Origin of the sequence: Wenjunlia vitaminophila DSM 41686 (genome assembly GCF_000380165.1) — a bacterium.
In the GTDB taxonomy this organism is placed as follows: Bacteria; Actinomycetota; Actinomycetes; order Streptomycetales; family Streptomycetaceae; genus Wenjunlia; species Wenjunlia vitaminophila.
The window spans coordinates 18,258-43,777 of record NZ_KB904672.1 but is presented as its reverse complement, the minus strand read 5'-3'; the positions used below and the strand labels follow the sequence as shown (position 1 = coordinate 43,777).

Sequence of the window (25,520 nt, the reverse complement as noted above, 5' to 3'; positions counted from 1 at the left end):
TCACCCGTCAACCGAGGAGTCCAGTCCCCCGTGCAGAACGACCCCGACGACCTGGTCGGTGAACGGTACGAGGTCAGCGTCGGCCCGGTGGCGCACGGCGGCCACTGCGTCGCCAGGACCGCCCCGGACGCGGACGGAAGGACCCGGGTGCTGTTCGTCCGGCACGCCCTGCCCGGCGAGCGGGTCATCGCCGAGGTCACCGAGGGCGGTGCCGGGTCGCGGTTCCTGCGGGCCGACGCGGTGCGGGTCGTCGAGGCGTCCCGGGACCGGGTGGCCGCGCCGTGCCCGTTCGCCGGCCCCGGCAGGTGCGGGGGGTGTGACTGGCAACACGCCACGCCGGGGGCCCAGCGGCGGCTGAAGGCCGAGGTGATAGCCGAGCAGTTGCGGCGGCTCGCCGGACTCACCCCCGAGGAGGCCGGCTGGGACGGCAGCGTCGCGCCCCACCCGGCGGACAAGCTTCCCGCCGGGGAGGTGCCGGGCTGGCGCACCCGCATCCAGTACACCGTGGACGCCTCCGGCCGGGTGGGCCTGCGCCGCCACCGTTCCCACGAGGTGGAGCCGATCGACCGCTGCCTGATCGCCGCGCCGGGGGTGCGCGAGCTGGGCGTGGAGGCGCGGAGCTGGCCGGGGACCGCTTCGGTGGAGGCGGTCGCAGCCACCGGCTCCCACGACCGCCAGGTGGTCGTCACTCCGCTTCCCGGTGGCCGGCTACCGCTGGTGGAACTCGACCGTCCGGTCTCGGTGCTGCGGGTGGACGACCAGGGCGGTGTGCACCGGGCCCACGGTCGGCCTTTCGTCCGGGAACGCGCCGCCGGCCGCACCTGGCGGGTCAGCGCGGGCGGCTTCTGGCAGGTCCACCCGGCGGCAGCGGACACCCTGGTCTCCGAGGTCCTCCACGGGCTCGAGCCCAAGCCGCAGGAGACCGCCATCGACCTGTACTGCGGCGCCGGCCTGTTCGCCGGGGCCCTGGCGGAGCGCGTGCGTGCCGTCCTCGGCGTCGAGTCCTCCCGCCGGGCGGTCGCCGATGCCCGGCACAACCTCCGCGAACTGGACAACGTCCGCGTCGAGGAGGGGAAGGTGGAGCGCGTGCTGCCGCGCACCGGCATCACCGGCGCCGACCTGGTGGTCCTCGACCCGCCGCGGGCCGGCGCGGGACGGGAGGTCGTGCGCCAGGTCACCGCCCTGGGACCCCGCCGCGTCGCCTACGTCGCCTGCGACCCGGCGGCGCTCGCCCGCGACCTGGCGTTCTTCGCCGAGCACGAGTACCGGTCGGTGTCGCTGCGCGCCTTCGACTTCTTCCCGATGACGCACCACGTGGAGTGCGTGGCGATCCTGGAGCGGGCGGCGCGGGGGCGCTGACCCGGAACCCCGCGCCGCGGTGCCGTGGACGCCCCGCCGCCTGGGCGCCGCCGTCGAGCGGCCCCGGGCGGGTGACGTCCCGCGGCCGGACCACCCCTAGCCCGCGTGGACGGGCGCCTCGACCGCGTGGGCCTCGCCGTCGCCGCCCGGCGGGCTGTCCGCCGCCGCGTGGGCCTGCCGGTTCGGGGCCTTGGCGTTGATGAGGACGCCCGCGACGACCGCGGCCAGCAGCATGATGCCCGCGGAGATCCAGGTCGCCACGGAGTAGCCGTGCACCGTCGCCTCCGCCAGTGCCGCCCTGGCCCGCGGCGTCTGCTCGGCGGGGTTGACCCGGTGGTCCGTCAGCCAGTCCGTGGTCGCGCTGGCAGCGATCGTGTTGAGCAGCGCGGTGCCGACCGACCCGCCCACCTGTTGCATGGTGTTGAGGGTGGCCGAGGCCGCCCCCTGCTCGTGCGGGGCGACGCGGCTGGTGGCTGTGGAGATGGCCGCCATGAAGGTGGTGCCCATACCGAAACCCAGCAGGCAGATGCCGGGCAGGACATGGGTGAGGTAGGAGGCGTCGACGTCCATGGAGGCGAGGAACGTCAGGCCGCCGGCGGCCAGTGTCACGCCGGGCACGATCAGCGCCCGGGCCGGCACCTTCTGCAGCAGGCGCGCCGAGATCTGCGTGGAGCTGACGACCATGCACACGGTCATCGGCAGGTAGGCCACACCGGTCTTCAGCGGGGACCAGCCCTTGATGCCCTGGAGGTAGTAGGTCAGGAACAGGAAGACGCCGAACATGGCGATGGTGACCAGGGCCATGGTCAGGTAGGCGCCCGCCCGTTGGCGGTCCCTGACGATGCGCAGGGGAAGCAGCGGCGTCCTGGCGCGGGCCTGCCACAGGGCGAAGGTCCCGAGGACGACCACTCCGCCGACCAGCAGGGTCAGCACCCAGGGGTCGTCCCAGTCGCGGGACTCGGCCTCGCTGAAGCCGTAGACGATGGCCAGCACGCCCGCGGTGCCCAGCACGGCGCCGAGGACGTCGAGCTGCGCGCCGGTCCGGCGGCCCGGGTCCCTGAGCACCACGATCGCGCCGATCACCGCGAGGGCGGCCACCGGGGCGTTGACGTACAGGCACCAGCGCCAGTCCAGGTACTCGGTGAGGAAGCCGCCGACCAGCATGCCGATGGCGCTGCCGGCTCCGGCGATGGCGCCGAACACGCCGAACGCCTTGCCGCGTTCGCGCGGGTCGGTGAAGGTCGTGGTCAGCAGGGACAGCGCGGCGGGGGCCAGCAGCGCGGCGAAGCCGCCCTGCATGGCCCGGGCGGCGAAGAGCATGCCGGGGCCGGTGGCGGCGCCCCCGAGCGCGGAGGCGCCGGCGAAGCCGATCAGGCCGATGACGAAGCTGCGCTTGCGTCCGAACAGGTCGCCGAGGCGTCCGCCGAGCAGCAGCAGACCGCCGAAGGAGAGGGTGTAGGAGGTGATGGCCCACTGCCGGTTGCCGTCGGTCATGCCGAGGTCCTGCTGGGCGGACGGTAGGGCGATGTTGACGATGGTCATGTCCAGCACCACGATCAACTGGGCGAGGGCGATGACCACCAGGGCCCACCAGCGGCGGGGGTCGGGGAGGGGCGGGGCGCCTCCCCCCTGGTCCGGGGACGTGCCGGGGCGGACGGGGTCTTTCTCGGTCAGGGTGGTGTCGGCCATGTGTCGGGCTACCTTCTGCGTGCGTGTGTTCGGGGCGGCTCAGGCCGACCGCAGGGGTCGGCCGCGTGCTGCCGCACGGGGCGGCGCGGCGGCGCCTGCCGTTCGGCGCCGGTCGTGGCGGGTGGGGGGCGGTGGGGTGGACGTCAGGACCTCCTCGCCGACCAGGGGGGTGCGACTCCGGTGTCGGGGTGCGTCCCTGACCGTTCGCGCGGCGTCCTGACGACCACGAGACGCTGGCGACCCGCTCCCTGTGACAGCGCGGACGTGTGACATGAACCACCGTCCGTCGGTGTCACAGATCGGGGGAGACCGGCGTCTTGTGCGCGTGGCGATGTGGAGAGCGGACAGACAGGGGCCGGGCATGGGCGAGCGCGGCGAGCGGACCACGGACGCGGCGGAACCCCTCGACCGTGCCGACCGCGCGGACTCCCTGGACTCCGCCACCGAGGCGTTCGTCGCCCACCGCAACCTGCTCTTCACCGTGGCCTACGAGATGCTCGGTTCGGCCACCGACGCCGAGGACGTCCTGCAGGAGACCTGGCTGCGCTGGGTGGGCGTCGATCTCGGCACGGTGCGGGAGGAGCGTGCCTACCTGGTGCGGATCGTCACCCGGCAGGCACTGGACCGGCTGCGTGCGCTCCGTCGTCGTAGGGAGTCCTACGTCGGGCCGTGGTTGCCCGAGCCGCTGCTGACCGCCCCCGACGTTGCCGAGGACGCCGAGCTGGCCGACAGCCTCTCGATGGCGATGCTGCTGGTGCTGGAGACGCTCGGGCCCACCGAGCGGGTGGTGTTCGTGCTGCGTGAGGTGTTCGACGTGGAGTACGACGAGATCGCGGAAGCCGTCGGCAAGACCCCCGCCGCCGTGCGACAGGTCGCCCGCCGGGCACGGGCGCACGTCGCCGCCCGCCGGCCACGCGGCACCGTCTCCCCGGCCGAGACCCGAGCCGCACTCCGGGCCTTCCAACGAGCGATCGAAACCGGTGACCTGCAGGGTCTGCTCGACATCCTCGCGCCGGACGTCGTCGCCCTGAGCGACGGCGGGGGAGTCAGACGTGCCCTGCTGAGGCCCGTCGTCGGGGCCGGCAAGGTGGCTCGCCTGCTGTCCACGGGCCGCTACCGGCACGACCCCGAGAGGCGGGTCGAGTGGGTGCAGGTCAACGGTGGCCCGGCGCTGCTCGTCCGACGCGGCGAGGAGGTCGACGGCGTGCTGGCGGTGCGGGTCGACAACGGCTACGTCACCGGGCTCTACCACGTGCGCAACCCCGAGAAGCTGTCACGGGTGGAACGGGAGACCGCCGTGAGCCTCTGAGGCCGACCGGCCGCTGGGCATGTGGCAGGCCGGGAACAACGCCGCTCCCCTCGGCGCTTTCATACCAGCGGGGGTATCCCTTCTCTGGAGATGATCATGGCCACTGTGGAAGTGACACGCGACAGCTTCGACGCGACAGTCGCCGGCGACGGCATCGTGCTCCTCGACTTCTGGGCGCAGTGGTGCGGCCCGTGCCGGATGTTCGGTCCGATCTTCGAGCGCGTCTCCGAGCGCCACCCCGACATCGTGTTCGGCAAGGTCGACACGGAGTCGGAGCAGGAGCTTGCGGCGGCGTTCTCCATCTCCTCGATCCCCACCCTGATGGCGGTGCGCGAGCGTGTCGTGTTGCACGCGCGGCCAGGCGCCCTGCCAGAGGCGGCGCTGGAGGACCTGATCACGCGGGTCCGCGAGGTGGACATGGACGAGGTGCGCCGCAAGCTGGCCGAGCGCACGGAGTGACCGTGGGCGGTGGACCGGCCCCGGACCCCTGACGACCGTCCTCGCTCAGGCTGCCGTTCCGCCGCTCAGGGCCGGCACCGGGCGGGGCCGGCCGTCGGCGTTGACCGCGACGAAGGTCAACCGCCCGGTGGCCACCTCGGCGGTCGGCCCCGAGGCGTTCCACCGCTCGGCGGTCACCCGGACCCCCACCGTCATCGAGGTCCGTCCGGCACGCTCCAGTTCGGCGTGCACGGTCAGCAGGTCCCCGGCGCGCACCGGCGCCAGGAACGTCATCCGGTCCACCGAGACCGTGACGGCGGGCCCGTCGGCGTGGCGTCCCGCGGAGGCCGCCGCGGCGTCGTCGATGAGTTTCATCACCACGCCGCCGTGGATGGTTCCGTACAGGTTGGTGTCGTGCTCGCTCATGATGTGGGCGAGCGTGACCCGGGATTCGGCCGGGTGCTTGGTGGGGGTCCGCAGGGTGGCGGTCGGGTCGGCCACGTCAACTCTCCTTCGCGAGTCGCGGCGGGGTGGGACCGCACGCGCCGGTGGCGTGCGGGCAGCGGGCAGGTCTTCGGACTCGCGGACGCACCTGTCGTACCGATCCGTACGACGAGGTTCCTACTGGCCGTCGCTTCCCGGGCGCTGGGCCCAGTGCGTATGACGGCGGTCGTTCCCGCTCACCGCTGCGGGGCAGTCCCGGACTCCCACCGGGTTCCCTCTTGCGACGCCTCCCGCCTGGCGGACGGGGGCGAACCCGCTGCGCCCGTCAGCCTAACCGCGCCGCGACGGCGGCGGGCTGCGGGGTTTAGTTGAAAGGTTAACGAGACTGACCTACGGTGGGTCTGCCCCAGTGGGGCCGTGGCAGCACGAGAGGAAGATCGCGATGAGTGACCTCGAACCCCTGTCCAAGCCGCTGCTGCGCGGTGGTCGGGGAGCCGTCCCCGGCCGGCCCACCCACGAACTGCTGCCGCCGCGCACCACCTCCCTGGGGGGCGACACCGTGGTCCGCAGGCTGCTCCCCAACCTCGGCCGCCGCATGGTGGGCGCCTGGTGCTTCGTGGACCACTACGGGCCGGACGACATCGCCGACGAGCCCGGCATGTGGGTCCCGCCCCACCCGCACACCGGCCTGCAGACCGTGAGCTGGCTGCACGACGGGGAGGTCCTGCACCGCGACAGCCTCGGGAGCCTGCAGACGGTGCGCCCCCGCGAGCTCGGCCTGATGACCGCGGGCCGGGCCATATCCCACGCCGAGCAGTCACCCCGGGAGCACGCCCCCCTGCTGCACGGCGCCCAACTCTGGGTGGCGCTGCCCGGCCCCCACCGCGCCGTCGCGCCGGCCTTCGAGCACCACCCCGACCTGCCCGTCGTCAGCTCGCGCGGCGGCCTGCGGGCCACCGTCATCCTCGGGGAGACCGACGGGGTGCGCTCCCCGGGCACCACCTACTCGCCCCTGCTCGGCCTCGACGTCGCCCTCACCGAGGGTGCCGACGTGCGGCTTCCCGTGGAGCCCGACTTCGAGTACGCGGTGCTGACGATGTCCGGGACCACGCGGGTGGACGGGGTGCCGCTCGACCCGGGAGCCATGCTGTACCTCGGCTCCGGTCGGCGGGAACTGCCGCTGAGCGCGACCAGCGACGCCGGGCTGCTGCTCCTGGGCGGCGAGCCGTTCGCCGAGGAGATCGTCATGTGGTGGAACTTCGTCGGCCGCACCCACCAGGACATCGAGGAGGCGCGGACGGCGTGGATGTCCGGCGACCGGTTCGGCGTCGTTGAGGGCTTCGACGGCGAACCCCTGCCGGCCCCGGTGCTGCCCGCGACACCGCTCAAGGCCCGCGGTCGCGCCCGTTGAGCGGGTGCCCCCGGCGGACCCGCTGACAGCGCCTCGGGTGCGCCACCCGGGGGGCGTCAGCCGGGCCGTCCTTCGTCCGTCCGGAAGCGGGAGCGGAACGTCCCCAACCACTCGAGGAGATGTGCCTGACCTCGAGTCAGGAGCGAGAGTTGGGGGCTTCCGGCTCGGTTATAGTTTGGCGCCTCGTGACAGAGGTGTGACGGCGAAGGACAGGTGCGGCCATGGGGCGAGGCGGCCATGCGACCCCGAGGTGAGCGTTCGCGGCGTGCGCCCCACCCGGCCCGTTCCCCGCGCCGACGGCCACCCGAAGGTGCCCGGGTTCGGAACGGCACGGGACCGCTTCCGGTCGGCACGGTCAGCGGGGATTTAGCCGACCGCGCCGAGCCGCACCCGGCGTGTTCCGGTGACACCGCGGCGGCCCCTCCGAGCCCCGGGGGAGCGGCATGACCGACCGGTGCTTCTTCGTGCTCCTGGGGCCGGACGGCGCCGGCAAGTCCTCGGTGATGAGGGAGCTGGCGGTCCGCCTCCCCGGGTGGCGGGCCGTGTCGACGGACGACGGCCTCGTCGGGAGCGGCCACGCACTCGTCACCCAACTGCGCCGGAACGTGGTCAGGGACGTCCTGCCGCACCTGGGGACGTCGTACTCCACGGACTTCCTGGTCGGCCTCCTGCAGACCGCGGTCATCCACCTCAGGGACGAACTGCGGCGCCACGACGAGGACGTCCCGCTGCTGATGGACTCCTACTACTACAAGATCCTCGCGAAGTGCCGGTTGGCCGGGGTGCAGGACCACCCCATGTACGGCTGGTGGCGCTCCTTCCCGCGCCCCCGCGCGGTGGTCTACCTCGACGTCTCGCCCGAGTCGGCCTGGCGGCGCTCGGGCAACGGGACCCGACTCAACCCCCTGGAGTACTTCGGCGACCGCCCCGAGTGGCTGGGCTTCGAGAGCTACCAGAAGAGCCTGCGCAAACTGATGTTGGAAGAGGTACGGGAATTGCCGGTGACGATCATCGAGGAACAGCCCAGCGTGACCAGGGCCGCCGACGCGGTGGTGGAGGTGCTCACCCCGTGACCGCGAACAGGGGGTGGGCGGCTCCGGGACACGCCGACCGCTACCGGGAGAGGGTCCTGGCCGAACGCGACCGCCTGGCCGGCGCGCTGGAGGACATGGGCGGGCAGCAGCAGCGGGTCCTCGCCGACCTCCTCGCGTTCAACGCGGCCACCGAGTTCGGCACGCGGCACGGCTTCGACCGAATACGCGACATCGACGACTTCCGCAAGGCCGTCCCCGTCCAGGACTACGCGGCCCACGCCCCGCTCATCGAGCGCACGGCGGCCGGCGAGCCGAACCTGCTGTCGGCCGACCGGCCGGTCGTGTACTTCACCAGCAGCGGCAGCACCGGCGCCCACAAGAAGATCCCGGTGACCCCCAGGTTCATGCGGACCACCTTCTTCCCCTTCTACTACGCCGCGTGGGCGCCGCTCATCGAGAACTTCCCCGACGTCACGCACCGGCCCGACGCGGTGCTCAACCTCAAGCACGACCCGCTCGCCGCGCCACCCACCACGGCTGACGGCCAACCCCACGTGGGCGCCAGCCAGGTTGACTTCGGCCAGAAGTTCGGGGAGCCGCTGTCGGCCGAACTCGGCACCGCCGCTCCCTGGGCCACGCTCCCCGTGGACGTCGCACCCGACGACCACCTGGAGAAGATGTACCTGCGGCTGAGGCTGGCGGTGCAGAGTGACGTGCGGTGCCTCATCGGCATCAACCCGGCGATGATCGCCGCTGTGCCGTACCAGCTCACCCTGTGGTGGGAGCGCATCGTCAAGGAGGTGCGCGACGGCACCCTGGGCGGCGTGCCCCACGGCAGCCCGGACCCGCACCGCGCCGCTGAGCTCGAGCGGCTGGCCGAGCACTTCGGTGGCGTGTCCCCGGCGCACGTGTGGCCCCGGATCAGGGCCCTGTTCTGCTGGACCACGGGAGTGGCGTCCCTGTACCTCCCGTCGCTGCGCGAGCGGTTCGGCATCGGGGTCGCGGCGCTGCCCGCGCCGGTGGCGGCGTCCGAGGGCCCCGTCGGGGTGCCACTCGACCGGCACGGTTCCGCCGGGAGCCTCGTCGTGTCGGCCTCGGTGTACGAGTTCGTGGACGCCGACGCCGACCTCACGCCCGACGTTGGGACGCTGCTGCCGCACGAACTCGAGGCGGGGCGCGAGTACCACGTGCTCTTCAGCCACGTCGGCGGGCTGTACCGGTACGCCGTCGGGGACGTCGTCCGCGTCGTGGACCTGGTCGGGGGCGTACCGAGAGTGGAGTACGCGGGCCGGGCCAACCGTTCCGACGCGGTCGGCGAGCGGCTGCGCGAGTCCCAGGTCATCCGGGCCCTGCGCACCGCGCTGACCAGTACGGGACTGGGGCTCGTGAACGTCACCTGCCGGGTGGAGCAGGCACCCGACGGCGCCGCCCCCCGCTACCTGTTCGCCGTCGCCCCGCACACCCCCTGGCAGGACGCGGAGGTCACGCGCTTCGCGGCCCTGCTGGACGCGGCACTGCAGCGGGAGTCCGCCGACTACCGGCGGGCACGCACGGACCACCGGCTCTCCGCGCCCGCACTGCGGCTGCTCGACCCGCAGGCGTTCCACCGGGACTGGCACCAGGCCGTCGGCAGCGGCATCCGCCCCACCCAGGTCAAGGACCGGCTGTTCCGACAGGACGACACCCTGTGGCAGCGCCTGACCGGCACCCCCACGTCCTGATCCGCACACGGCACGAGGAACCCCACACATGACCGACCTGTTGAACCCCGTGGAGCGGACCGCCCTGCTCACCGCCGCGCTGCGCGCCGCCGAGTCGCAGCGCGACGACCGCCTCTACGAGGACCCCTACGCCGCCAAGCTGGCCGGCGACGCCGGGCCCGCGCTCCTGGCCGAGGTGCGGGACGCCACCTTCCCGCCCGGCAGGCCTCGCTCCCTGCCCAGCTCACCCGACTACAACGCGATCCGGACCCGGTTCTTCGACGAGTTCCTGCGGGGGGCGGTGCAGGACCCGGAGATGACCCAGGTCGTGCTGGCCCCGGCCGGCATGGACTCCAGGGCCTACCGGATGCGGTGGCCCGACCACGTCCGCTACTTCGAGGTCGATCGCCCGGCGGTGCTGGCGTACAAGGAGGAGCGGCTCCGGGGCGACACCCCGCAGGTGTCCCGCCGTGCGGTGGGCGTCGACCTGACCGCTGACGACTGGGAGAGCCAGCTGGTCGCCGCCGGCTACGACCCGGCCCTGCCGTCCACCTGGCTGATCGAGGGGCTGCTCTACTACGTCCCGGAACCGGACACCCACCACGTGCTGGAGCGGGTCGCGGCCGTGCTGGCACCCGGCAGCCGCATCGCCGCCGACCTGGTCAACGCGGCGGCGCTGACCCTGCCGCAGATGCGGGGGCTGCTCGACCTCTTCGCCGGCTGGGGCTGTCCCTGGGTGTTCGGCACCGACGAGCCCGAAGCCCTCTTCGACCGGTACGGGTTCGACGTCGAGGCCACGCAGCCCGGTGAACCAGGCGCGGACTTCGGCCGTTGGCCGGACCCCGTCCCAGCGCGTGACGTCAAGGACGTGCGCCGGGTGTTCTTCGTCCACGGACAGCGCCGTTGACCGCGCCCACCGCGTCCGCCGTACCCGCGGGCGGCGTCGCGGGAGGGGGCGCCGGAGGTGTCGGCCCGGCCGTCCGCACCGCGACCCGGGGCGGTCCCCGCGAGGGGGGAGGCGGGACGCGCCGCAGGGTGCTGCTCGCACCGGTCACCGTCACGCCGTCCAAGCCGCTGACCCCCAGCCACCTCAAGGGCCTGCTCTGGACGGACACGATGTTCCGGGCCACCGCGCCGCTCGCCGACGTGACCTACCGCTACAGCCACACGACGTACCACCCGACGGAGCAGACACTGGGGTTCTGGGAATTCCTCGACCGGACCCGGGGCGAAACCGACTACACGGCCATGTCCGAGGAGGACATCGGCGAGCTGTACGTGCGCTTCCGCGCCGAGGGCAGACCGCCCACCGCCGCGCAGGTGCGCCCCTACGCCGAAGCCGTCGAGCACACCGGCTTCGTCCACCCCGCCAGCGCCCGCGTGCTGCGGCTGTGGGCGGGGCACTACGCCAGGCTCGGCCTGCACGACCCCGGGCTGCTGGCACACCAGCCGCCCGGGTTCGGCCTGGAGGAGATGGTCGAGGACCTGGTCACCTCGGGCCTGGGCCTGGACCAGCGGGACGTGGGAGGTCCCGTGTACCTCGACGCCACCCGGTTCGGCCTGCCGCTGCGGCAGATCGTCACCGCGGACGGACGCCCCAACTACCTCGCCTGCGCGTTGCGGGAACTGCTGCCCCTGGCCCCCCTGTACCACGAGGTGGTGGTGCTGTACGACCGCGAACTCGACCCGGACTACCAGCTCCTGGCGCGGGTGCTCAGCGCCAGGGGGACCGTGGTGCACCGGGTGCCCATCGGCCGGGTGCCGATCGACGGGAAGATCACCTCCGCCCGACACGGCGGCTGGCACCGGCACACCGTGGACGCCCTCCTGCGTTCCGTCGGCGAGGACCACGGTCCCGCCGCGCTCCGGCTCGGCATGCGCCTGTACTTCATCGCCACCCTCGGGCCGGGGCAGCACGAGTCGTTCCGGTACGACCTGCTGCGCAAGGCCCTGGACCGCGCGGAGCGCCTGCTGCGCCGGGCGGAGGAGGCGCCGCGGACGGACGCCGACCACGCCCTGCCGGCGCTGCTGGAGCCGCACCGTCGCGGCCACATCCACATCGACCCCTACCGGCTCACCGCGTCCCTGCTCGGCCGGGGACGCCGGTCGCCCGGCCTCGACCTGCTCACCACGGTGTACCTATGACGCTCACCCCCGAACTCCTGCTCACGGTCGCCGCCGACCGGCTGCGCGCGACGCGCCCCGAGCTGGCCGGGCAGCTCGACCTGTCCACGCCTGAGGCCCTGTGCAGCGCGAGGGAGGCGGTCACGGCGTCGGCCGCGGACGGTTCGGACGGCGCCGTCGTCGTCACCGTCATCAGCGTGTTCTCGCTGCCGCGGTGGGTGGTGGAGACGTGCCGCTTCGCGCTGTCGCTGCCCGCTGACCGCGCCCGGCCCTGGCGGCGCTCGTTCACCCGAACACTGCACCTGGCCGGGCGGCCCGACAACGTGAAGGAACGATTCCGTCTCGACCACGTCGCCGACGACGGCTCGATGGCCTGGGTCGGCCCCTCCGCCGAGGGGGACACCACCCCGCTGCGCCGACTGCTCAGGACGTTCAGCGGGACCAGGGAACTGACCGCCTGGGCACCGGTGACCGTGGAGGTCCCGTCCCCCGCCCCCGCCGGGCCCCCGCCGGGTCGGGGTCCGGTCCACCGCGACCTGTACATCAGCACGGTGCGGGTCACCGTCTCCGACGTCCTCGTCCAGGTGAACCACCTCCTCGCCGAGGCCGCCCTGGACGGGCTGGTACGCCCCGGGGACCGGCTGACCATCCGCTCCGTGCCGCGCCTCGCCGGCCTGACCGTGCCGTTCGCCGCGCTGCGCGTGGACACCGATCCGCACCGCCCCCGGCAGCTACGGGCGTACGCGGGGCTGACCGCGGAGACCTGAGGCCGCAGGTCCCGCCCACCGCCGCCGCGACGACCGCTCCCCGGCGTGGTGGCCCCCGCCGGTCGCCGCACCCGGTCCCCGTCGCCACCGCCTCGATCACCGGCTGACGGCCGAGCCGCCCGAGCGCCCAGCGACCGAAGGTCCGCGTCCGCGCGCCCGCACGGTCGGTGACGACGCCCCTTTTGCCCCACCCCTCCCTGACACCGGGCTTCTCCGCCCTCTATGGTCTGACCGGACCCACCATCGTTCGAACAGGGCGACGACACCCCGTCGGACCGCTCGGCGAGAATCGAAGCAGTCGCCGGCCACCGCCGGCCGAGGCCCGACCGCGGCGGGNGCCCGCCACAGGCACCCGCCCGTGCACCACTAGTGAAGGGAAACCCCCACCTCATGGACGCTGTGACCCAGGTCCCCGCGCCGGTGAACGAGCCGGTGCATAGCTACGCGCCGGGCAGCCAGGAGCGGTCCCGGCTCGAGGCGAAGCTGAAGGAGCTGGCCGGCAACCCGGTCGAGCTCCCGATGACCATAGGCGGTCGGGAGCGGATGGGCGGCGGTGACCGTTTCGACGTCGTCCAGCCGCACAACCACAGCGCCGTCCTCGGCACCTACGCGAACGCCACCCAGGCCGACGCCAGGGAAGCCATCGACGCCGCGCTCGGCGCCGCCCGCGCCTGGCGCGAGCTGCCCTTCGACGACCGGGCGGCGATCTTCCTGCGCGCCGCGGAACTGCTCGCCGGCCCCTGGCGGGAGACCATCGCCGCCTCCACCATGCTCGGCCAGTCCAAGACCGCCCAGCAGGCGGAGATCGACTCCCCGTGCGAGCTGGTGGACTTCTGGCGGTTCAACGTTCACTTCGCCCGGCAGATCCTCGCCGAGCAGCCGGTGGCCAACTCCCCGGGGGTGTGGAACCGCCTCGACCACCGCCCGCTGGAGGGCTTCGTCTACGCGATCACCCCGTTCAACTTCACCGCCATCGCCGGCAACCTGCCCACGGCCCCGGCGCTGATGGGCAACGTGGTGCTCTGGAAGCCCTCACCCACCCAGACCCACGCCGCGGTCCTGCTGATGCGCCTGCTCACCGAGGCCGGGCTGCCGCCCGGCGTGATCAACCTGGTGACCGGCGACGGCATCGCCGTCTCCGAGGTGGCGCTGACCCACCCGGAGCTCGCCGGCATCCACTTCACCGGATCGACCAGGACCTTCCGCTACCTGTGGCGGACGGTCGGCGAGAACATCGAGACCTACCGCTCGTACCCCAGGATCGTCGGCGAGACCGGCGGGAAGGACTTCCTGGTCGCCCACCCGTCCGCCGACCCGGCGGTGCTCAGGACCGCACTGGTCCGCGGCGCCTTCGAGTACCAGGGCCAGAAGTGCTCGGCCACCTCCCGGGCCTACCTGCCGCGTTCGCTGTGGGAGAGCGGGTTCCGCGAGGACTTCCTCGCCGAGGTCGAGGGCCTGAGCATGGGCGACGTCACCGACTTGAGCAACTTCATGGGCGCGGTGATCGACGACCGGGCCTTCGCCAAGAACAAGGCGGCCATCGACCGGGCCGCCGCGGACCCCGCCGTCGAGGTGGCGGCCGGCGGCAGCTACGACGACTCCATCGGCTACTTCGTCCGGCCCACCGTGCTGGTCTGCTCCGACCCGGAGAACGAGGTCTTCCGCGACGAGTACTTCGGTCCGATCCTCGGCGTCCACGTCTACGACGACGAGCGGTACGAGGAGATGCTCGACCAGATGGAGTCGGTGTCGGACTACGCCCTGACCGGCTCGGTGATCGCCGGGGACCGCGCGGCCGCGGTGGCCACCATGGACCGGCTCCGCTTCGCGGCGGGCAACTTCTACATCAACGACAAGTCCACCGGGGCGGTCGTCGGACAGCAGCCGTTCGGTGGCGGCCGGGCGTCCGGCACCAACGACAAGGCGGGCTCCGCGCAGAACCTCATGCGCTGGACCTCCACCCGGTCCATCAAGGAGGCGCTGCTGCCCCCGACCGACTACCGGTACCCCCACATGGGCAGCACCAGCGGGAGCTGACGCGGGCCCGTGGCGGCCAGGAAGGTGCGCGCGCGGCAGACACCCGGGAACAACCGTTGGCCCCGATGGGTCTACGGCGTGGGAGACGAACCTGCCCCGCGCTTCTCGTTCGCCGACGAACGCACCTTCCTGGCCTGGACCCGGACCGCGCTCGCCCTGCTGGCCGCCGGGGTGGCCCTGGAAGCGCTCGACGTCCCGGACCACCAGGTCCTGCGGCCAGTCCTGGTGGTCCTGCTGCTGGTGTTGGGCTGCGCCACGGCGGTGCACTCCTGGTTCGGCCGGGCGCGGGTGGAGCGCTGCCTGCGGCGGTCCACTCCGCTCCCCGCGCCGAGGGCCGGGCCGCTGGCGCTCGGCGTCACGGTGGTCGGGGTGATGCTGCCCGCGGCCTTCGCGGTCACCTGACGGGGCCGGCCCGCGCCCCCGTCCTTCCCGTGGGCGCCACCGGTCGGCGCCCTGACGACCCGTCGGTAACGGTGTGGTTGCATGGCACGCATGACATCCACCACTGAGCTGCTGCCCGAGACCCGCCGCGCCCTACTGCACCGGGTCGCCACCGGGCAGGTCGAGGGGCGGACCCCGTCGCTGGTCGGGGCCGTCATGCGGGACGGGGCCCCGGTATGGGTGCGGGGCAGGGGGCTGGTGGACGGGCAGGTCCCCGACGGGGACACCCAGTACCGGATCGGCTCGCTCACCAAGACGTTCGTGGCGGTCCTGGTCATGCGGCTCCGCGACGAGGGCCTGCTCGATCTCGGCGACCCGCTGGGCGAGCACCTGCCGGGCACCGGGGTCGGTGGGGTGACCGTGCTGCACCTGCTGTCGCACACCTCGGGCCTCGCCTCGGAGACCCCGGGCCCCTGGTGGGAACGCACCCCGGGGGAGTTGCGGCCCCAGATCGGCGACCTCCTGGGGGACGACCCGGTACGGCACCCCGCCGGTCGCCGCTTCCACTACTCCAACCCCGGATACGCCCTGCTCGGCGCCCTGGTCGAACGGCTGCGCGGCGACAGTTGGCACGAGGTCCTGCGGCGGGAGGTGCTGGAGCCCCTGGGGATGCGGCGCACCACCCCATCTCCCCGTGCCCCGCACGCCAGGGGGTGGGCGGTCCACCCGTGGGCCGACGCGGTGCTCGCCGAGGAGGTGCAGCAGACCGGCCGGATGGCGCCGGCCGGCGAGCTGTGGTCCACCGCCGAGGACCTGTGCCGCTGGGCGGCGTTCCTGCTGGAGGGGGACGAACGGGTCCTCGCGGCGGGGACGCTGGCCGAGATGCGCGAGCCGGCCACCTGCCAGGCGGAGGACGCGGGGAGGTACGCCTACGGGCTGGGGCTGGAGTCGTTCCGCGCGGGTGGGCGGCTGTTGTACGGACACGGGGGTTCCATGCCGGGGTTCCTCGCGTCGTTGCGGGTGTGCCTGGACGCCGGGCTCGCCGGGATCGTGCTGGCCAACGCCACCTCGGGGCCGGCGGCCGGGGCCATCGCGGCCGACCTGATCGAGATCGTTGACGAGCGTGAGCCCCGCATCCCCGAGCCGTGGGCCCCGCTGCCGGACGTCGAGCACGACCTGCTGGCGCTGACCGGGCTCTGGCACTGGGGAACCACGTCGTACGGCCTGCGCCTGACCGGGGAGGGCGGTCTCGAGCTGACCCCGCTGTCCGCCGGGGGCTCCGGCCGGGGCTCCCGGTTCCGGGCGCGCGGTGACGGCACCTGGATCGGTCTCGACAACTACTACACCGGCGAGGTGCTGCGGGTGGTGCGTGCGGCCGACGGCACGGTGAGCCACCTGGACCTCGGGTCGTTCGTGCTCACCAGAGAGCCCTACCACCCGGCCGACGTGGTGCCGGGCGGGGTGGACCCACAGGGGTGGCACGGCCAACCGCGGTGAGCCCCGCCGCACCGCGTCGACGTGGTGGCCGCCGGGCACCCCGGGGTGGCGGAGTGCCCGGCGGGACGTCCCACCGGCCGGCGGGGCCCGGTCAGTTGTGGGTGTGCAGCTCGACGTTGAGACCGCCCCAGGACCCGGAGCGGGCCAGCACCTCCACCGCGCCGCTCAGTGAGTTGCGCCGGAACAGCAGGTTGGACTGGCCGGAGAGCTCGACGGCCTTCGCCACGTTGCCGTCCGGCAGGGTGACCCTGGTGCCCGCCGTGACGTAGAGCCCGGCCTCCACCACGCAGTCGTCGCCGAGAGAGATGCCGATGCCGGACTCCGCGCCGAGCAGGCAGCGTTCACCGACGGAGACCACCGCGGTGCCGCCCCCGGAGAGGGTGCCCATGATCGACGCGCCGCCGCCGATGTCGCTGCCGTTCCCGATCACCACGCCCTGGCTGATCCGGCCCTCGACCATGGAGGTGCCCAGCGTCCCCGCGTTGAAGTTGCAGAAGCCCTCGTGCATCACCGTGGTGCCCGGGGCCAGGTGGGCGCCGAGCCGGACCCGGTCCGCGTCGGCGATCCGCACTCCGGAGGGGACCACGTAGTCCGTCATCCGCGGGAACTTGTCCACGCCGAACACCGACACGTGCTGGCCGGCGGCCCGGGCCAGCAGCCGGGCCTGGTCCAACCGGTCCACCGGGCACGGGCCGAGACTGGTCCACGCCACGTTGGCCAGCAACCCGAACAGGCCCTCGAGGTTCTGTCCGTTGGGCCGCACCAGCCGGTGGCTGAGCAGGTGCAGGCGCAGGTAGCCGTCGTGGGCGTCGAGCGGCTTGTCGTCCAACGAGGAGATGACGGTACGGACCGCGACCACCTCCACCTCACGGATCGGGTCCTTGCGCAGCGCGCGGGCCGCGGCCTCGCCGAGCTCGGAGGCGGCCTGCTCACCGGTCAGCCGGAAGGTGCCGGCCGGGCCGGGATCCTCGACCAGGGCCGGAGCGGCGAACCAGGTGTCCAGCACGGTGCCGTCGGAAGCGAGGGTGGCCAGGCCGCTGGCCGCGGCGCCGGTGGTACGGGGGGCGGTGTCGTCAGTGCTCACACTCGCACGCTAGTCAATGCCGGCTCGAAATGCCGAACCGGAGGGCCCGGCGCGGAGCCTCCCGCGGGGTGGGTGGGTGGGCGCGGGTCGGTCACCCACCGCGGGGGCGTTCCCCGGTACGGGCTAACTCCGCGGCGCCGATACGGTTCGGCGCGGGCCGCCGCGCCTAACGTTCCCGGCCATGAACAGGGATGTCGGGGAGGACGGCGGCGGCCGTGGCGCGGGGCGGATCGGCGAGGAACGGGGCGGTGGGTTCCGGGGCGCCGACGGTCCTGTGGGGCTGACCGGTGAGGACGGGAGCGGTGGGGACCGGGGCGGTGACGGTTCCGCGGGGGCCGGTCGGGAGGGGAGCGAACCGCGGCCCGTGGTGACGGAGCTGCGCCTGTCGGCGTTCAGGTCCTTCCGCGGGGCGCGGCTGCGACTCGGGGCCCTGACGGTGTGCACCGGCCCCTCCGGCGGCGGGAAGTCCACCGTGCTCGAGGCCCTCGCGGTGCTGGCGGGGCTGGCCGGCGGGCAGCCGCTCCGGGACGTGCTGGACGCCGTCCCGGGTGGCCCGGTCGGGTGCGTGCCGCTGGGGACGGTCCCCGACGACCAGGGGAGACGGGGCATCAGGCTGGGATGCACCGTCAGCGGGCCGGTGGGGCCGGTCCGGCTGGACCTGGCCGTGCAGGTCGAGCCGGAGCTGCGCTTCGTGGGAGAACGGCTGACCGGGGCGGGCGAGGTGCTGCTGGAGACGGCGTTGCGGGACCCCAGGGGGAGCTCCGTGCAGGCGGCCTGGCACACCGCCGGGCGGGTCCCCGTGACCAGGGCGCCGCTCCCGGACGACCGGCTGGCCTCGGCGCTGCTGCCCCTGCGGGTGGCCGGGCGGACCCCCGGACAGCTCCTGGTGCTCGCGGCGGTGGAACAACTGGTAGTGGCGCTGCGCGGGGTGTTCCGGGTCGATCCCGAGCCGCGGACGATGCGGGACTGGGTGCCGGCAGGGAACACCATGCTGGAGCCGGACGCCCGCAACGTCTCGGCCGTGGTGGCACGGACCCTGACCGAGTGCCGGGTGCGGCACGGGTTGCTCGGTGAGGCGTTGCGGGCGGTCTGCCCGTACCGGGTGGACGGGGTGACGGTGGTGCCCGGCGCCGCTGGCACGGTGATGGCGGCCCTGGACCGGGGCCCCCTGGGCGGGATGCCGGTGACGCTGCTGGGTGCGGGGGAACTGCGCGCGCTGGCCCTGTCGCTGGTCCTGCTGACCGGGCCCGGGGTGCTCGCGATGGACCCCGCCGAGGTTCCCGGGGCCCTGCAGTTGCTCACCGTGGCCGCCGAGGACCTCGACCGGGGACTGGCCGAGGGGCAGGTGCGGGAACTCCTCGCGTTGGCCGGGCGGATGTGTGCCCGCGGCCACGTGCGGGTGGTGGCCAGCGCCCACCACCGTGCCTGGGTGGAGGGAACGGAGGGCGTCACGGTGATCCCGTTACCGTTGCGGTAGACCTGGTGGGGTGAACGAGGAACCAGGCACCACGCGTGGCGAGAACACCCCCACCCGGCGGGCGGTGCCCGACCACGACCCCGAGCCCGTACCCGTGCCGGACCTGGACGCGCTGCGCAGGCGGCTCGTCGCGTTCGCTGACGCCCGCGACTGGGGGCCTTACCACACCCCGAAGAACCTGGCGTCGGCGCTGAGCGTGGAGGCGGCCGAGTTGGTGGAGGTCTTCCAGTGGCTCACCCCGGAGGAGTCGGCCGGAGTGATGGAGGACGCCGAGTCCGCCCACCGGGTCGCCGACGAGGTCGCCGATGTGCTCGCCTATCTGCTGCAGTTCTGCGAGGTCCTGGGGATCGACCCGCTGCGGGCGCTGGCGGAGAAGATCGAACGCAACGAACGCCGCTTCCCGGTGCGGCCCGGCGGACGGCTACGGGACTGAACTGGGCCGTTGCCCGGCGCGGTCGCCCCAGCTCGGGGCGCCCCGGCCCCGGGGGCGCGCCAGCTCCAGGCGGTCGCCCGGCTCGGGGGCGCCCCGGCCCCGGGGCGTCGCCTGGCGATCCGCCGCCCCGTTCCACGACACCATGCCGTGCACTGCCCTCCCCTCCCGGTGCCCTCCCTTCCCGGTGCCCTCCCCCGGACCACTCGATCAGGTGAGGGCTTTGTCCACAGGCCGTGCCTTGTCCACACATCGCGACGCCGTGCCGGCGCCGTCGGTGTCGTTCCGTCATGGTGGGGGTCCGCCAGGAGCTCGGGTGGCGGCCGACGGACGTGACGGCAGGCACCGTGCCGGGCACTCCCACCGGTCGCGCCGAGGGACGGCACCGACCACGGGGACGCAACGAGGGGGCACGGATGGACGTGGAGAGGTTGATCGGGGCGAGTCGGCACGCGCTGGCCCAGGCTCGCGGGGCGCAGGGCACCCTCGCCGAGGTGTGGCAGGTACAGGCGCTGGTGGAGGCGGTGGGTGCCCATCTCGCCAGGCACGGGGGGCTGGCGATCCAGGCGGCCTCGTTCGCGCTGTCCGAGGCGGGGGGCCGGGCGTGCGGAGCGGTGCACCAGCCGGGGTTCGGGGTGGGCGAGCCACGAGCCGCGGCGCTCACCCAGGTGCCGTGGCCGGCCGCGGCGTTGCGGGCCCTGCGCGCCCTGCTGGACGAGGCGCGGGTGGCGTTGGTCGTGGTGGCGTGCGCGGCGGGCGAGGAGCCGGCGTACGGCCTGTGCGTGGAGGGCCTGGACGCCCTCGACGAGTGCCGGTCCCGGCTGGACGACCTCCTGCGGCTGTTGGAGGAGGACGCCCCCGCCCGGGTGGCGGACCCACCGTTGGCGCAGGTCGCCGCGGCCCCGGTCGGTGCCTGGGCGCCCCGCGTGCGGGACCCGCGGTGCTGAGTGGCCGGGAACGCGCCCCTTGGTGGATCGCTGTGCGCCGCCGCGTTGCAGGATGGGTGCATGGATCTTCGCATCTTCACCGAGCCCCAGCAGGGGGCGGACTACGAGACCCTGCTCACCGTGGCCAGGGCGACGGAGCAGTTGGACTTCGACGGCTTCTTCCGCTCCGACCACTACCTCCGGATGGGCGGTGCGGACGGGCTTCCGGGCCCGACCGACGCGTGGATCACCCTGGCCGGGCTCGCCCGGGAGACCAGCCGCATCCGCCTGGGCACGCTGATGACCGCGGCCACCTTCCGGCTCCCGGGGGTGCTGGCCATCACCGCGGCGCAGGTGGACCAGATGTCGGGCGGTCGGCTCGAGGTGGGGTTGGGAGCCGGCTGGTACGAGGCCGAGCACGCCGCCTACGGCATCCCGTTCCCCAAGGAGAAGTTCGGGCGGTTGGAGGAGCAGCTCGCCATCGTGACCGGGCTGTGGGGGACCCCGGTCGGCGAGACCTTCTCGTACGAGGGCGCCTACTACCAGCTGCGGGACTCCCCGGCACTGCCCAAGCCGGCGCAGCAGCGGTTGCCGGTGCTGATCGGCGGGCGAGGGGTGAGCCGGACCCCGGCCCTCGCCGCCAGGTACGCCACGGAGTTCAACCTGCCGTTCACGTCCCTGGAGGAGACCGAGGCGCAGTTCCACCGGGTGCGGGCGGCCGCGGAGCGGGAGGGGCGGGCCCCGGACGACCTGGCGTACTCGGTGGCGTTGGTGGCGTGTGTGGGCGGCAGCGACGCCGAGGTGGCCCGGCGCGCTGCGGCCATCGGCCGGGAGGTGCCCGAGCTGCGGGAGAACGGGCTCGCCGGGTCCCCGGCGGAGGTGGTCGAGAAGATCGGTCGCTACGCGGAGATCGGGTGCGACCGGATCTACCTCCAGATCCTCGATCTGGACGACCTGGACCACCTGGAGCTGATCTCCTCCCGGGTGCGGACGCAGCTCGACTGACGTCCAGCCGCCGGCGCCCGGGTGGGTCGCTCGGCGGAGCCCGGTCGCGCCGCCGCTCGGGCTCCGCCGACCACCGTCCGCCGACCACCGGGAGCAGGGGCAGTGGGCTGGGCAGTGGGCAGCCGGGAGCACGGAGGGAAGAGGAGAAGAATTCACTACGGGATCGACGGTCGGACCGCAATACTCGCTCGCGTGTTCCTCACCATAGGTACGACAGGCGACCAGGACCGACCCGCGACCGATCTCGGATTCCTGCTGCACAAGCATCCCGACCGCGCGCAGCGGTTCTCCACCACGTCAGGGCAGGTGCACGTCTTCTATCCCGAGGCGTCGCGGCAACGCTGCACCGCTGCCCTGCTCCTGGAGGTCGATCCGGTCGGGCTGGTGCGGCGCGGCCGGGGCAGGGGGCGTGGCGGTGCCCCGGACGCAGCCCTGGCGCAGTACGTGAACGACCGGCCGTACGCGGCGACCTCCCTGGTGGCGGTGGCGCTGCGGGCGGTGTTCGGCAGCGCCTTGAAGGGGCAGTGCGTCGCACGACCGGAGCTGGTCGACCGGCCTCTGCCGCTGCGGATCGAGGTTCCGGCGCTGCCAGCGAAGGGCGGTGCCGACCTGGTCCACCGGCTGTTCGAGCCGCTCGGCTGGGCGGTGCGCGCCGAGCCGCTGGCCCTGGACGAGCGGTTCCCGGAGTGGGGCGAGTCGAGATACGTGCGGCTGCGGTTGGACGGTCGGCTCACCGTGTCGTCGGCACTCCGCCACCTTTATGTTCTCCTGCCGGTGCTGGACGACGCCAAGCACTACTGGGTGGCCGCGGACGAGGTGGACAAGCTGCTGCGGGCGGGGGAGGGCTGGCTCGAGCACCACCCGGAGCAGGCACTGATCACCCGCCGCTACCTGGCCCGTCGCAGGGGGCTCACCAAGGACGCGTTGGAGCGTTTGGAGCTGGCCCGGCTCGCCGAGGTGGACGACGTCGAGCCCGAGGAGCTGGACAACGCGGTGGACGAGACGGCGGACACCGAGGAGCGACCGGTTCCGCTGGCGGTCCAGCGACGTGAGGCGATCGTGCGGGCGCTGCGGGACACCGGGGCGCGTCGGGTGCTCGACCTGGGATGCGGTCAGGGTCAGCTGCTGGACGTGCTGGTGCGGGACCTCACGTTCACGGAGGTGGTCGGGGTTGACGTGTCGATGCGGGCCCTGGCCGCGGCGGCCCGGCGCCTGCGGCTCGACCGGATGTCAGAGCGCCTCGCGGCGCGGGTGACGTTGGTCCAGGGTTCGCTCGCCTACACCGACCAGCGGCTGCGGGGGTACGACGCCGCGGTGCTGAGCGAGGTGATCGAGCATGTGGACCCGCCCCGGCTGTCGTCCCTCGAGTACGCGGTGTTCCACGCCGCCGCGCCGACCACGGTGGTGGTGACCACCCCCAACGTCGAGTACAACGTGCGCTGGGAGTCCCTGCCCGCCGGCGGTGTCCGGCACCCGGACCACCGGTTCGAGTGGGACCGGAGCCAGTTCCGGGCCTGGGCCGGGCGGGTCGCCGAGGACCACGGGTACCAGGTCGAGTTCCGGCCGGTGGGGCCGGAGGACCCCGAGGTGGGCCCACCGACCCAGCTCGCCATTTTCACCCACGTCAAGGACGCGACTGACGGCGCGACGGCGTCCGGAAGCAGCACCGCGGCCGCCCGGGCCACGCGCACCGGGGGAGAGGACTCACGTTGACGGACATCGACAGGGCCCTGGGCGTCCCGGACCTGTGCCTGGTGGTGCTGGTCGGCACCACCGGCTCGGGCAAGTCCACCTTCGCCCGGCGGCACTTCCTGCCCACCCAGGTCGTTTCCTCCGACGCCTGCCGCGGCATGGTCGCCGACGACGAGAACGACCAGTCCGCCACCCCGGACGCCTTCGACCTGCTGCACTACATCGTCGGCAAGCGGCTCGCGGCCGGGCGGCTGACCGTGGTGGACGCCACCAACGTCCAGTCGGACTCCCGTCGGTCGCTCGTCCGGTTGGCCAGGGAGCACGACGTGTTGCCGGTCGCCGTCGTCCTGGACGTTCCGGAGGGGGTGTGCCAGGAGCGCAACGCCCAGCGGCCGGACCGCGCCGGGCTGCCACGCCAGGTGCTCGTCCGGCAGCGGCGCGAACTCCGCCGTTCCCTCGGGGCCCTGCAGCGCGAGGGGTTCCGCAAGGTGCACGTGCTGCGCGGGGTGCAGGAGGTCGAGGCCGCCCGGATCGTGTTGGAGCGCCGGTACAACGACCTCAGGGAGCGCACCGGCCCGTTCGACATCGTCGGTGACGTACACGGCTGCCGGTCGGAGCTGGAGGAGCTGCTCGGGGAGCTCGGCTACGTGGTGCGCCGGGACGGAGCGGGGCGACCGGTGGACGCCGAGCACCCGCAGGGGCGCACCGCGGTGTTCGTCGGCGACCTGGTGGACCGGGGGCCGGACAGCCCCGGGGTGCTCCGGCTCGTCATGGGCATGGTGGAAGCGGGGCACGCGCTGTGCGTGCCGGGGAACCACGAGAACAAGCTCGGCCGGTTCCTCAAGGGCCGCGCCGTCCAGCCGACCCACGGCCTCGCGGAGACGGTGGAGCAGCTCGCCGGGGAGGGGGAGGAGTTCCGGGCCCGGGTGGCCGCCTTCGTCGACTCCCTGATCAGCCACTACGTGCTGGACGAAGGGAAGCTGGTGGTCTGCCACGCGGGGCTGCCGGAGAAGTACCACGGGCGCACGTCCGGCCGGGTGCGCTCGCACGCGCTCTACGGCGACACGACCGGGGAGACCGACGAGTACGGGCTGCCGGTCCGCTACCCGTGGGCCGAGGACTACCGGGGCAGGGCCGCGGTGGTCTACGGGCACACCCCGGTGCCCACCGCCTCCTGGCTGAACAACACGCTCTGCGTGGACACCGGGTGCGTCTTCGGTGGGGCGCTGACCGCGCTGCGCTGGCCGGAGCGGTCGCTGGTGGCGGTCCCGGCGGAGCGGGTCTGGTACGAGCCGGTCCGTCCGCTGCGGCCGGCTGGTCCGTCGGGGAGCCGCCCGCTCGACCTGGCCGACGTGACCGGCCGGCGGGTGGTGGAGACCGCGCGGCAGGGCCGCCTGGCGGTGCGGGAGGAGAACGCCGCGGCGGCCCTTGAGGTGATGAGCCGGTTCGCGGTGGACCCGCGCTGGCTGGTGTACCTGCCGCCGACCATGGCGCCGTGCGCCACGTCCACCGCGGACGGGTACCTGGAGCACCCCGCGGAGGCGTTCGCCGCCTACCGTGCCGAGGGGGTGCGGCGCGTGGTGTGCGAGGAGAAGCACATGGGCTCGCGAGCGGTCGCGGTGGTGTGCCGCGACGCGGAGGTGGCCAGGGAGCGTTTCGGGGTCACCGTCGGTACGGGTGCGGTGTACACCCGCACCGGCCGCCCGTTCTTCGACCGGCCCGAGGTGACCGAGGCGGTGCTGGCCAGGCTGCGTCAGGCGGTGGAGGGCGCCGGTCTGTGGGAGGAGCTGGAGACCGGCTGGCTGGCCCTGGACGCGGAGCTGTTGCCGTGGTCGCTGAAGGCGTCGGGGCTGCTGCGCCGGCAGTACGCCGCGGTGGGTGCCGCGGCCGGTGCGGTGTTCCCCCCGGTGTTGGCGGCGCTGTCCGGTGCGGCCGAGCGCGGGGTGGACGTCGGGGAACTGCTGGAGCGGCAGCGGGGAAGGTCCGGTGACGCGTCGGCGTTCCGGGACGCCTACCGCCGCTACTGCTGGACGGTGGACGGCCTGGACGGGGTGCGGCTGGCCCCGTTCCAGTTGCTGGCCGTCCAGGGCCGCAACGTGGCGACGCTCCCGCACTCCGTCCACCTCGACTGGATCGACCGGCTGGTGGCCGCGGACCGCGTCGGCGCGGGGAGGGACGAACAGAGCCAGTCGGGCATAAATAACAGGCCCCTGCTGCACCCCACGCGGCGCCTGGTCGTGGACCCCCACGACGCCGACTCGGTCGCCGAGGGCACCGCCTGGTGGCTGGGGCTGACCGCTGAGGGGGGTGAGGGCATGGTGGTCAAGCCGGCCGAGGCGTTCGTCCGTGGTGAGCGGGGTGTGGTCCAGCCCGGGATCAAGTGCCGGGGTCGGGAGTACCTGCGGATCATCTACGGCCCCGAGTACACCCGGCCGGAGCACCTGGACCGGCTGCGTTCCCGGTCCCTGGGCCACAAGCGGTCGCTGGCACTGCGCGAGTACGCCCTCGGTCTCGAGGCGCTGGATCGGCTGGCCGCGGGAGAGCCCCTGTGGCGGGTGCACGAGGCGGTCTTCGCGGTTCTGGCGCTCGAGTCCGAACCGGTCGATCCTCGTTTGTGATCAGATACACCTCGACCGGATGACCAGGACGGGGGAGCGGGGACACGGTTGTCGACGGGCATCCGTGTCCGGCCGAACCCGGCCGAAGTGGAAGGATG

Annotated in this window: 20 protein-coding genes, 1 pseudogene and 1 riboswitch; of the genes and pseudogenes, 18 read left to right on the top strand and 3 right to left on the bottom strand. The window is 73.6% G+C overall.

Features of this window, described 5'->3' with window-relative positions:
• Nucleotides 1–30: 30 nt before the first annotated feature.
• Nucleotides 31–1,359 (top strand): class I SAM-dependent RNA methyltransferase, encoded by a 1,329-nt coding sequence (locus tag A3IG_RS0115215; RefSeq protein ID WP_018384435.1) that lies wholly within the window; start codon nt 31–33, stop codon nt 1,357–1,359.
• A gap of 96 nt (nt 1,360–1,455) precedes the next feature.
• Here the strand turns inward: A3IG_RS0115215 and A3IG_RS0115210 are convergent, their stop codons facing one another.
• The gene (locus A3IG_RS0115210; RefSeq protein ID WP_018384434.1) at nt 1,456–3,048 is read right to left on the bottom strand and encodes an MFS transporter; all 1,593 of its coding nucleotides are present in this window, start codon (nt 3,046–3,048) and stop codon (nt 1,456–1,458) included.
• A gap of 361 nt (nt 3,049–3,409) precedes the next feature.
• Between A3IG_RS0115210 and A3IG_RS0115205 the strand changes: the two genes are divergently transcribed.
• Nucleotides 3,410–4,357 (top strand): RNA polymerase sigma-70 factor, encoded by a 948-nt coding sequence (locus A3IG_RS0115205; protein ID WP_018384433.1) that lies wholly within the window; start codon nt 3,410–3,412, stop codon nt 4,355–4,357.
• Between the two features lie 96 nt (nt 4,358–4,453).
• The gene (gene trxA / locus A3IG_RS0115200) at nt 4,454–4,816 is read left to right on the top strand and encodes a thioredoxin (RefSeq protein WP_018384432.1); all 363 of its coding nucleotides are present in this window, start codon (nt 4,454–4,456) and stop codon (nt 4,814–4,816) included.
• A gap of 72 nt (nt 4,817–4,888) precedes the next feature.
• Here the strand turns inward: trxA and A3IG_RS0115195 are convergent.
• A pseudogene (locus A3IG_RS0115195) lies at nt 4,889–5,221 on the bottom strand (acyl-CoA thioesterase); the annotation flags it as partial.
• Between the two features lie 122 nt (nt 5,222–5,343).
• Nucleotides 5,344–5,571: riboswitch (cobalamin riboswitch) on the bottom strand.
• A gap of 110 nt (nt 5,572–5,681) precedes the next feature.
• Here A3IG_RS0115195 and A3IG_RS0115190 point away from each other — a divergent pair.
• From A3IG_RS0115190 to A3IG_RS0115150, 9 genes are all read left to right on the top strand, one after another.
• The gene (locus tag A3IG_RS0115190) at nt 5,682–6,650 is read left to right on the top strand and encodes a pirin family protein (protein ID WP_018384430.1); all 969 of its coding nucleotides are present in this window, start codon (nt 5,682–5,684) and stop codon (nt 6,648–6,650) included.
• A gap of 443 nt (nt 6,651–7,093) precedes the next feature.
• Nucleotides 7,094–7,723 carry a hypothetical protein gene (locus tag A3IG_RS0115185; protein ID WP_018384429.1) on the top strand — a complete coding sequence of 210 codons (630 nt, stop codon included), beginning with the start codon at nt 7,094–7,096 and terminating at the stop codon, nt 7,721–7,723.
• The gene (locus A3IG_RS0115180) at nt 7,720–9,405 is read left to right on the top strand and encodes a GH3 auxin-responsive promoter family protein (protein WP_018384428.1); all 1,686 of its coding nucleotides are present in this window, start codon (nt 7,720–7,722) and stop codon (nt 9,403–9,405) included. The genes A3IG_RS0115185 and A3IG_RS0115180 overlap by 4 nt, the downstream gene beginning before the upstream one ends.
• A 28-nt stretch (nt 9,406–9,433) precedes the next feature.
• Nucleotides 9,434–10,291, top strand: coding sequence for an SAM-dependent methyltransferase (locus A3IG_RS0115175; RefSeq protein WP_018384427.1), 858 nt, complete (start codon nt 9,434–9,436; stop codon nt 10,289–10,291).
• Complete coding sequence (locus A3IG_RS0115170) at nt 10,288–11,529, top strand: hypothetical protein (RefSeq protein WP_322887996.1); 1,242 nt, start codon at nt 10,288–10,290, stop codon at nt 11,527–11,529. The genes A3IG_RS0115175 and A3IG_RS0115170 overlap by 4 nt, the downstream gene beginning before the upstream one ends.
• Nucleotides 11,526–12,275, top strand: a complete 750-nt coding sequence (locus A3IG_RS0115165; protein WP_018384425.1) for a DUF6182 family protein — start codon at nt 11,526–11,528, stop codon at nt 12,273–12,275. Before A3IG_RS0115170 ends, A3IG_RS0115165 begins: the two co-directional genes overlap by 4 nt.
• A gap of 390 nt (nt 12,276–12,665) precedes the next feature.
• Nucleotides 12,666–14,312, top strand: coding sequence for an L-glutamate gamma-semialdehyde dehydrogenase (gene pruA, locus A3IG_RS0115160; RefSeq protein ID WP_018384424.1), 1,647 nt, complete (start codon nt 12,666–12,668; stop codon nt 14,310–14,312).
• A gap of 78 nt (nt 14,313–14,390) precedes the next feature.
• Nucleotides 14,391–14,714, top strand: a complete 324-nt coding sequence (locus tag A3IG_RS0115155; protein ID WP_236719033.1) for a DUF202 domain-containing protein — start codon at nt 14,391–14,393, stop codon at nt 14,712–14,714.
• 90 nt (nt 14,715–14,804) lie between these two features.
• Nucleotides 14,805–16,190, top strand: coding sequence for a serine hydrolase domain-containing protein (locus A3IG_RS0115150; RefSeq protein ID WP_026220284.1), 1,386 nt, complete (start codon nt 14,805–14,807; stop codon nt 16,188–16,190).
• Between the two features lie 91 nt (nt 16,191–16,281).
• On the opposite strand, the gene dapD is transcribed toward A3IG_RS0115150, so the two are convergent.
• Nucleotides 16,282–17,274: a 2,3,4,5-tetrahydropyridine-2,6-dicarboxylate N-succinyltransferase gene (gene dapD, locus A3IG_RS0115145; protein WP_018384421.1), complete on the bottom strand. Its 993-nt coding sequence runs from the start codon at nt 17,272–17,274 to the stop codon at nt 16,282–16,284.
• 181 nt (nt 17,275–17,455) lie between these two features.
• Here dapD and A3IG_RS29860 point away from each other — a divergent pair, with 181 nt between their 5' ends.
• The 6 genes from A3IG_RS29860 (at nt 17,456) to A3IG_RS0115115 (ending at nt 25,422) form a co-directional block, all read left to right on the top strand.
• Nucleotides 17,456–18,751, top strand: a complete 1,296-nt coding sequence (locus tag A3IG_RS29860) for an AAA family ATPase (RefSeq protein WP_018384420.1) — start codon at nt 17,456–17,458, stop codon at nt 18,749–18,751.
• 64 nt (nt 18,752–18,815) lie between these two features.
• Nucleotides 18,816–19,184 (top strand): nucleotide pyrophosphohydrolase, encoded by a 369-nt coding sequence (locus A3IG_RS0115135; protein ID WP_078500523.1) that lies wholly within the window; start codon nt 18,816–18,818, stop codon nt 19,182–19,184.
• A 413-nt stretch (nt 19,185–19,597) separates the two neighbouring features.
• Nucleotides 19,598–20,128 (top strand): DUF6099 family protein, encoded by a 531-nt coding sequence (locus A3IG_RS29855; protein WP_018384418.1) that lies wholly within the window; start codon nt 19,598–19,600, stop codon nt 20,126–20,128.
• 60 nt (nt 20,129–20,188) lie between these two features.
• Nucleotides 20,189–21,112 (top strand): LLM class F420-dependent oxidoreductase, encoded by a 924-nt coding sequence (locus tag A3IG_RS0115125; protein ID WP_018384417.1) that lies wholly within the window; start codon nt 20,189–20,191, stop codon nt 21,110–21,112.
• 192 nt (nt 21,113–21,304) lie between these two features.
• The gene (locus tag A3IG_RS0115120; RefSeq protein ID WP_018384416.1) at nt 21,305–22,825 is read left to right on the top strand and encodes a 3' terminal RNA ribose 2'-O-methyltransferase Hen1; all 1,521 of its coding nucleotides are present in this window, start codon (nt 21,305–21,307) and stop codon (nt 22,823–22,825) included.
• Nucleotides 22,822–25,422, top strand: a complete 2,601-nt coding sequence (locus A3IG_RS0115115) for a polynucleotide kinase-phosphatase (protein WP_018384415.1) — start codon at nt 22,822–22,824, stop codon at nt 25,420–25,422. The genes A3IG_RS0115120 and A3IG_RS0115115 overlap by 4 nt, the downstream gene beginning before the upstream one ends.
• The last annotated feature ends 98 nt before the right edge of the window (nt 25,423–25,520 follow it).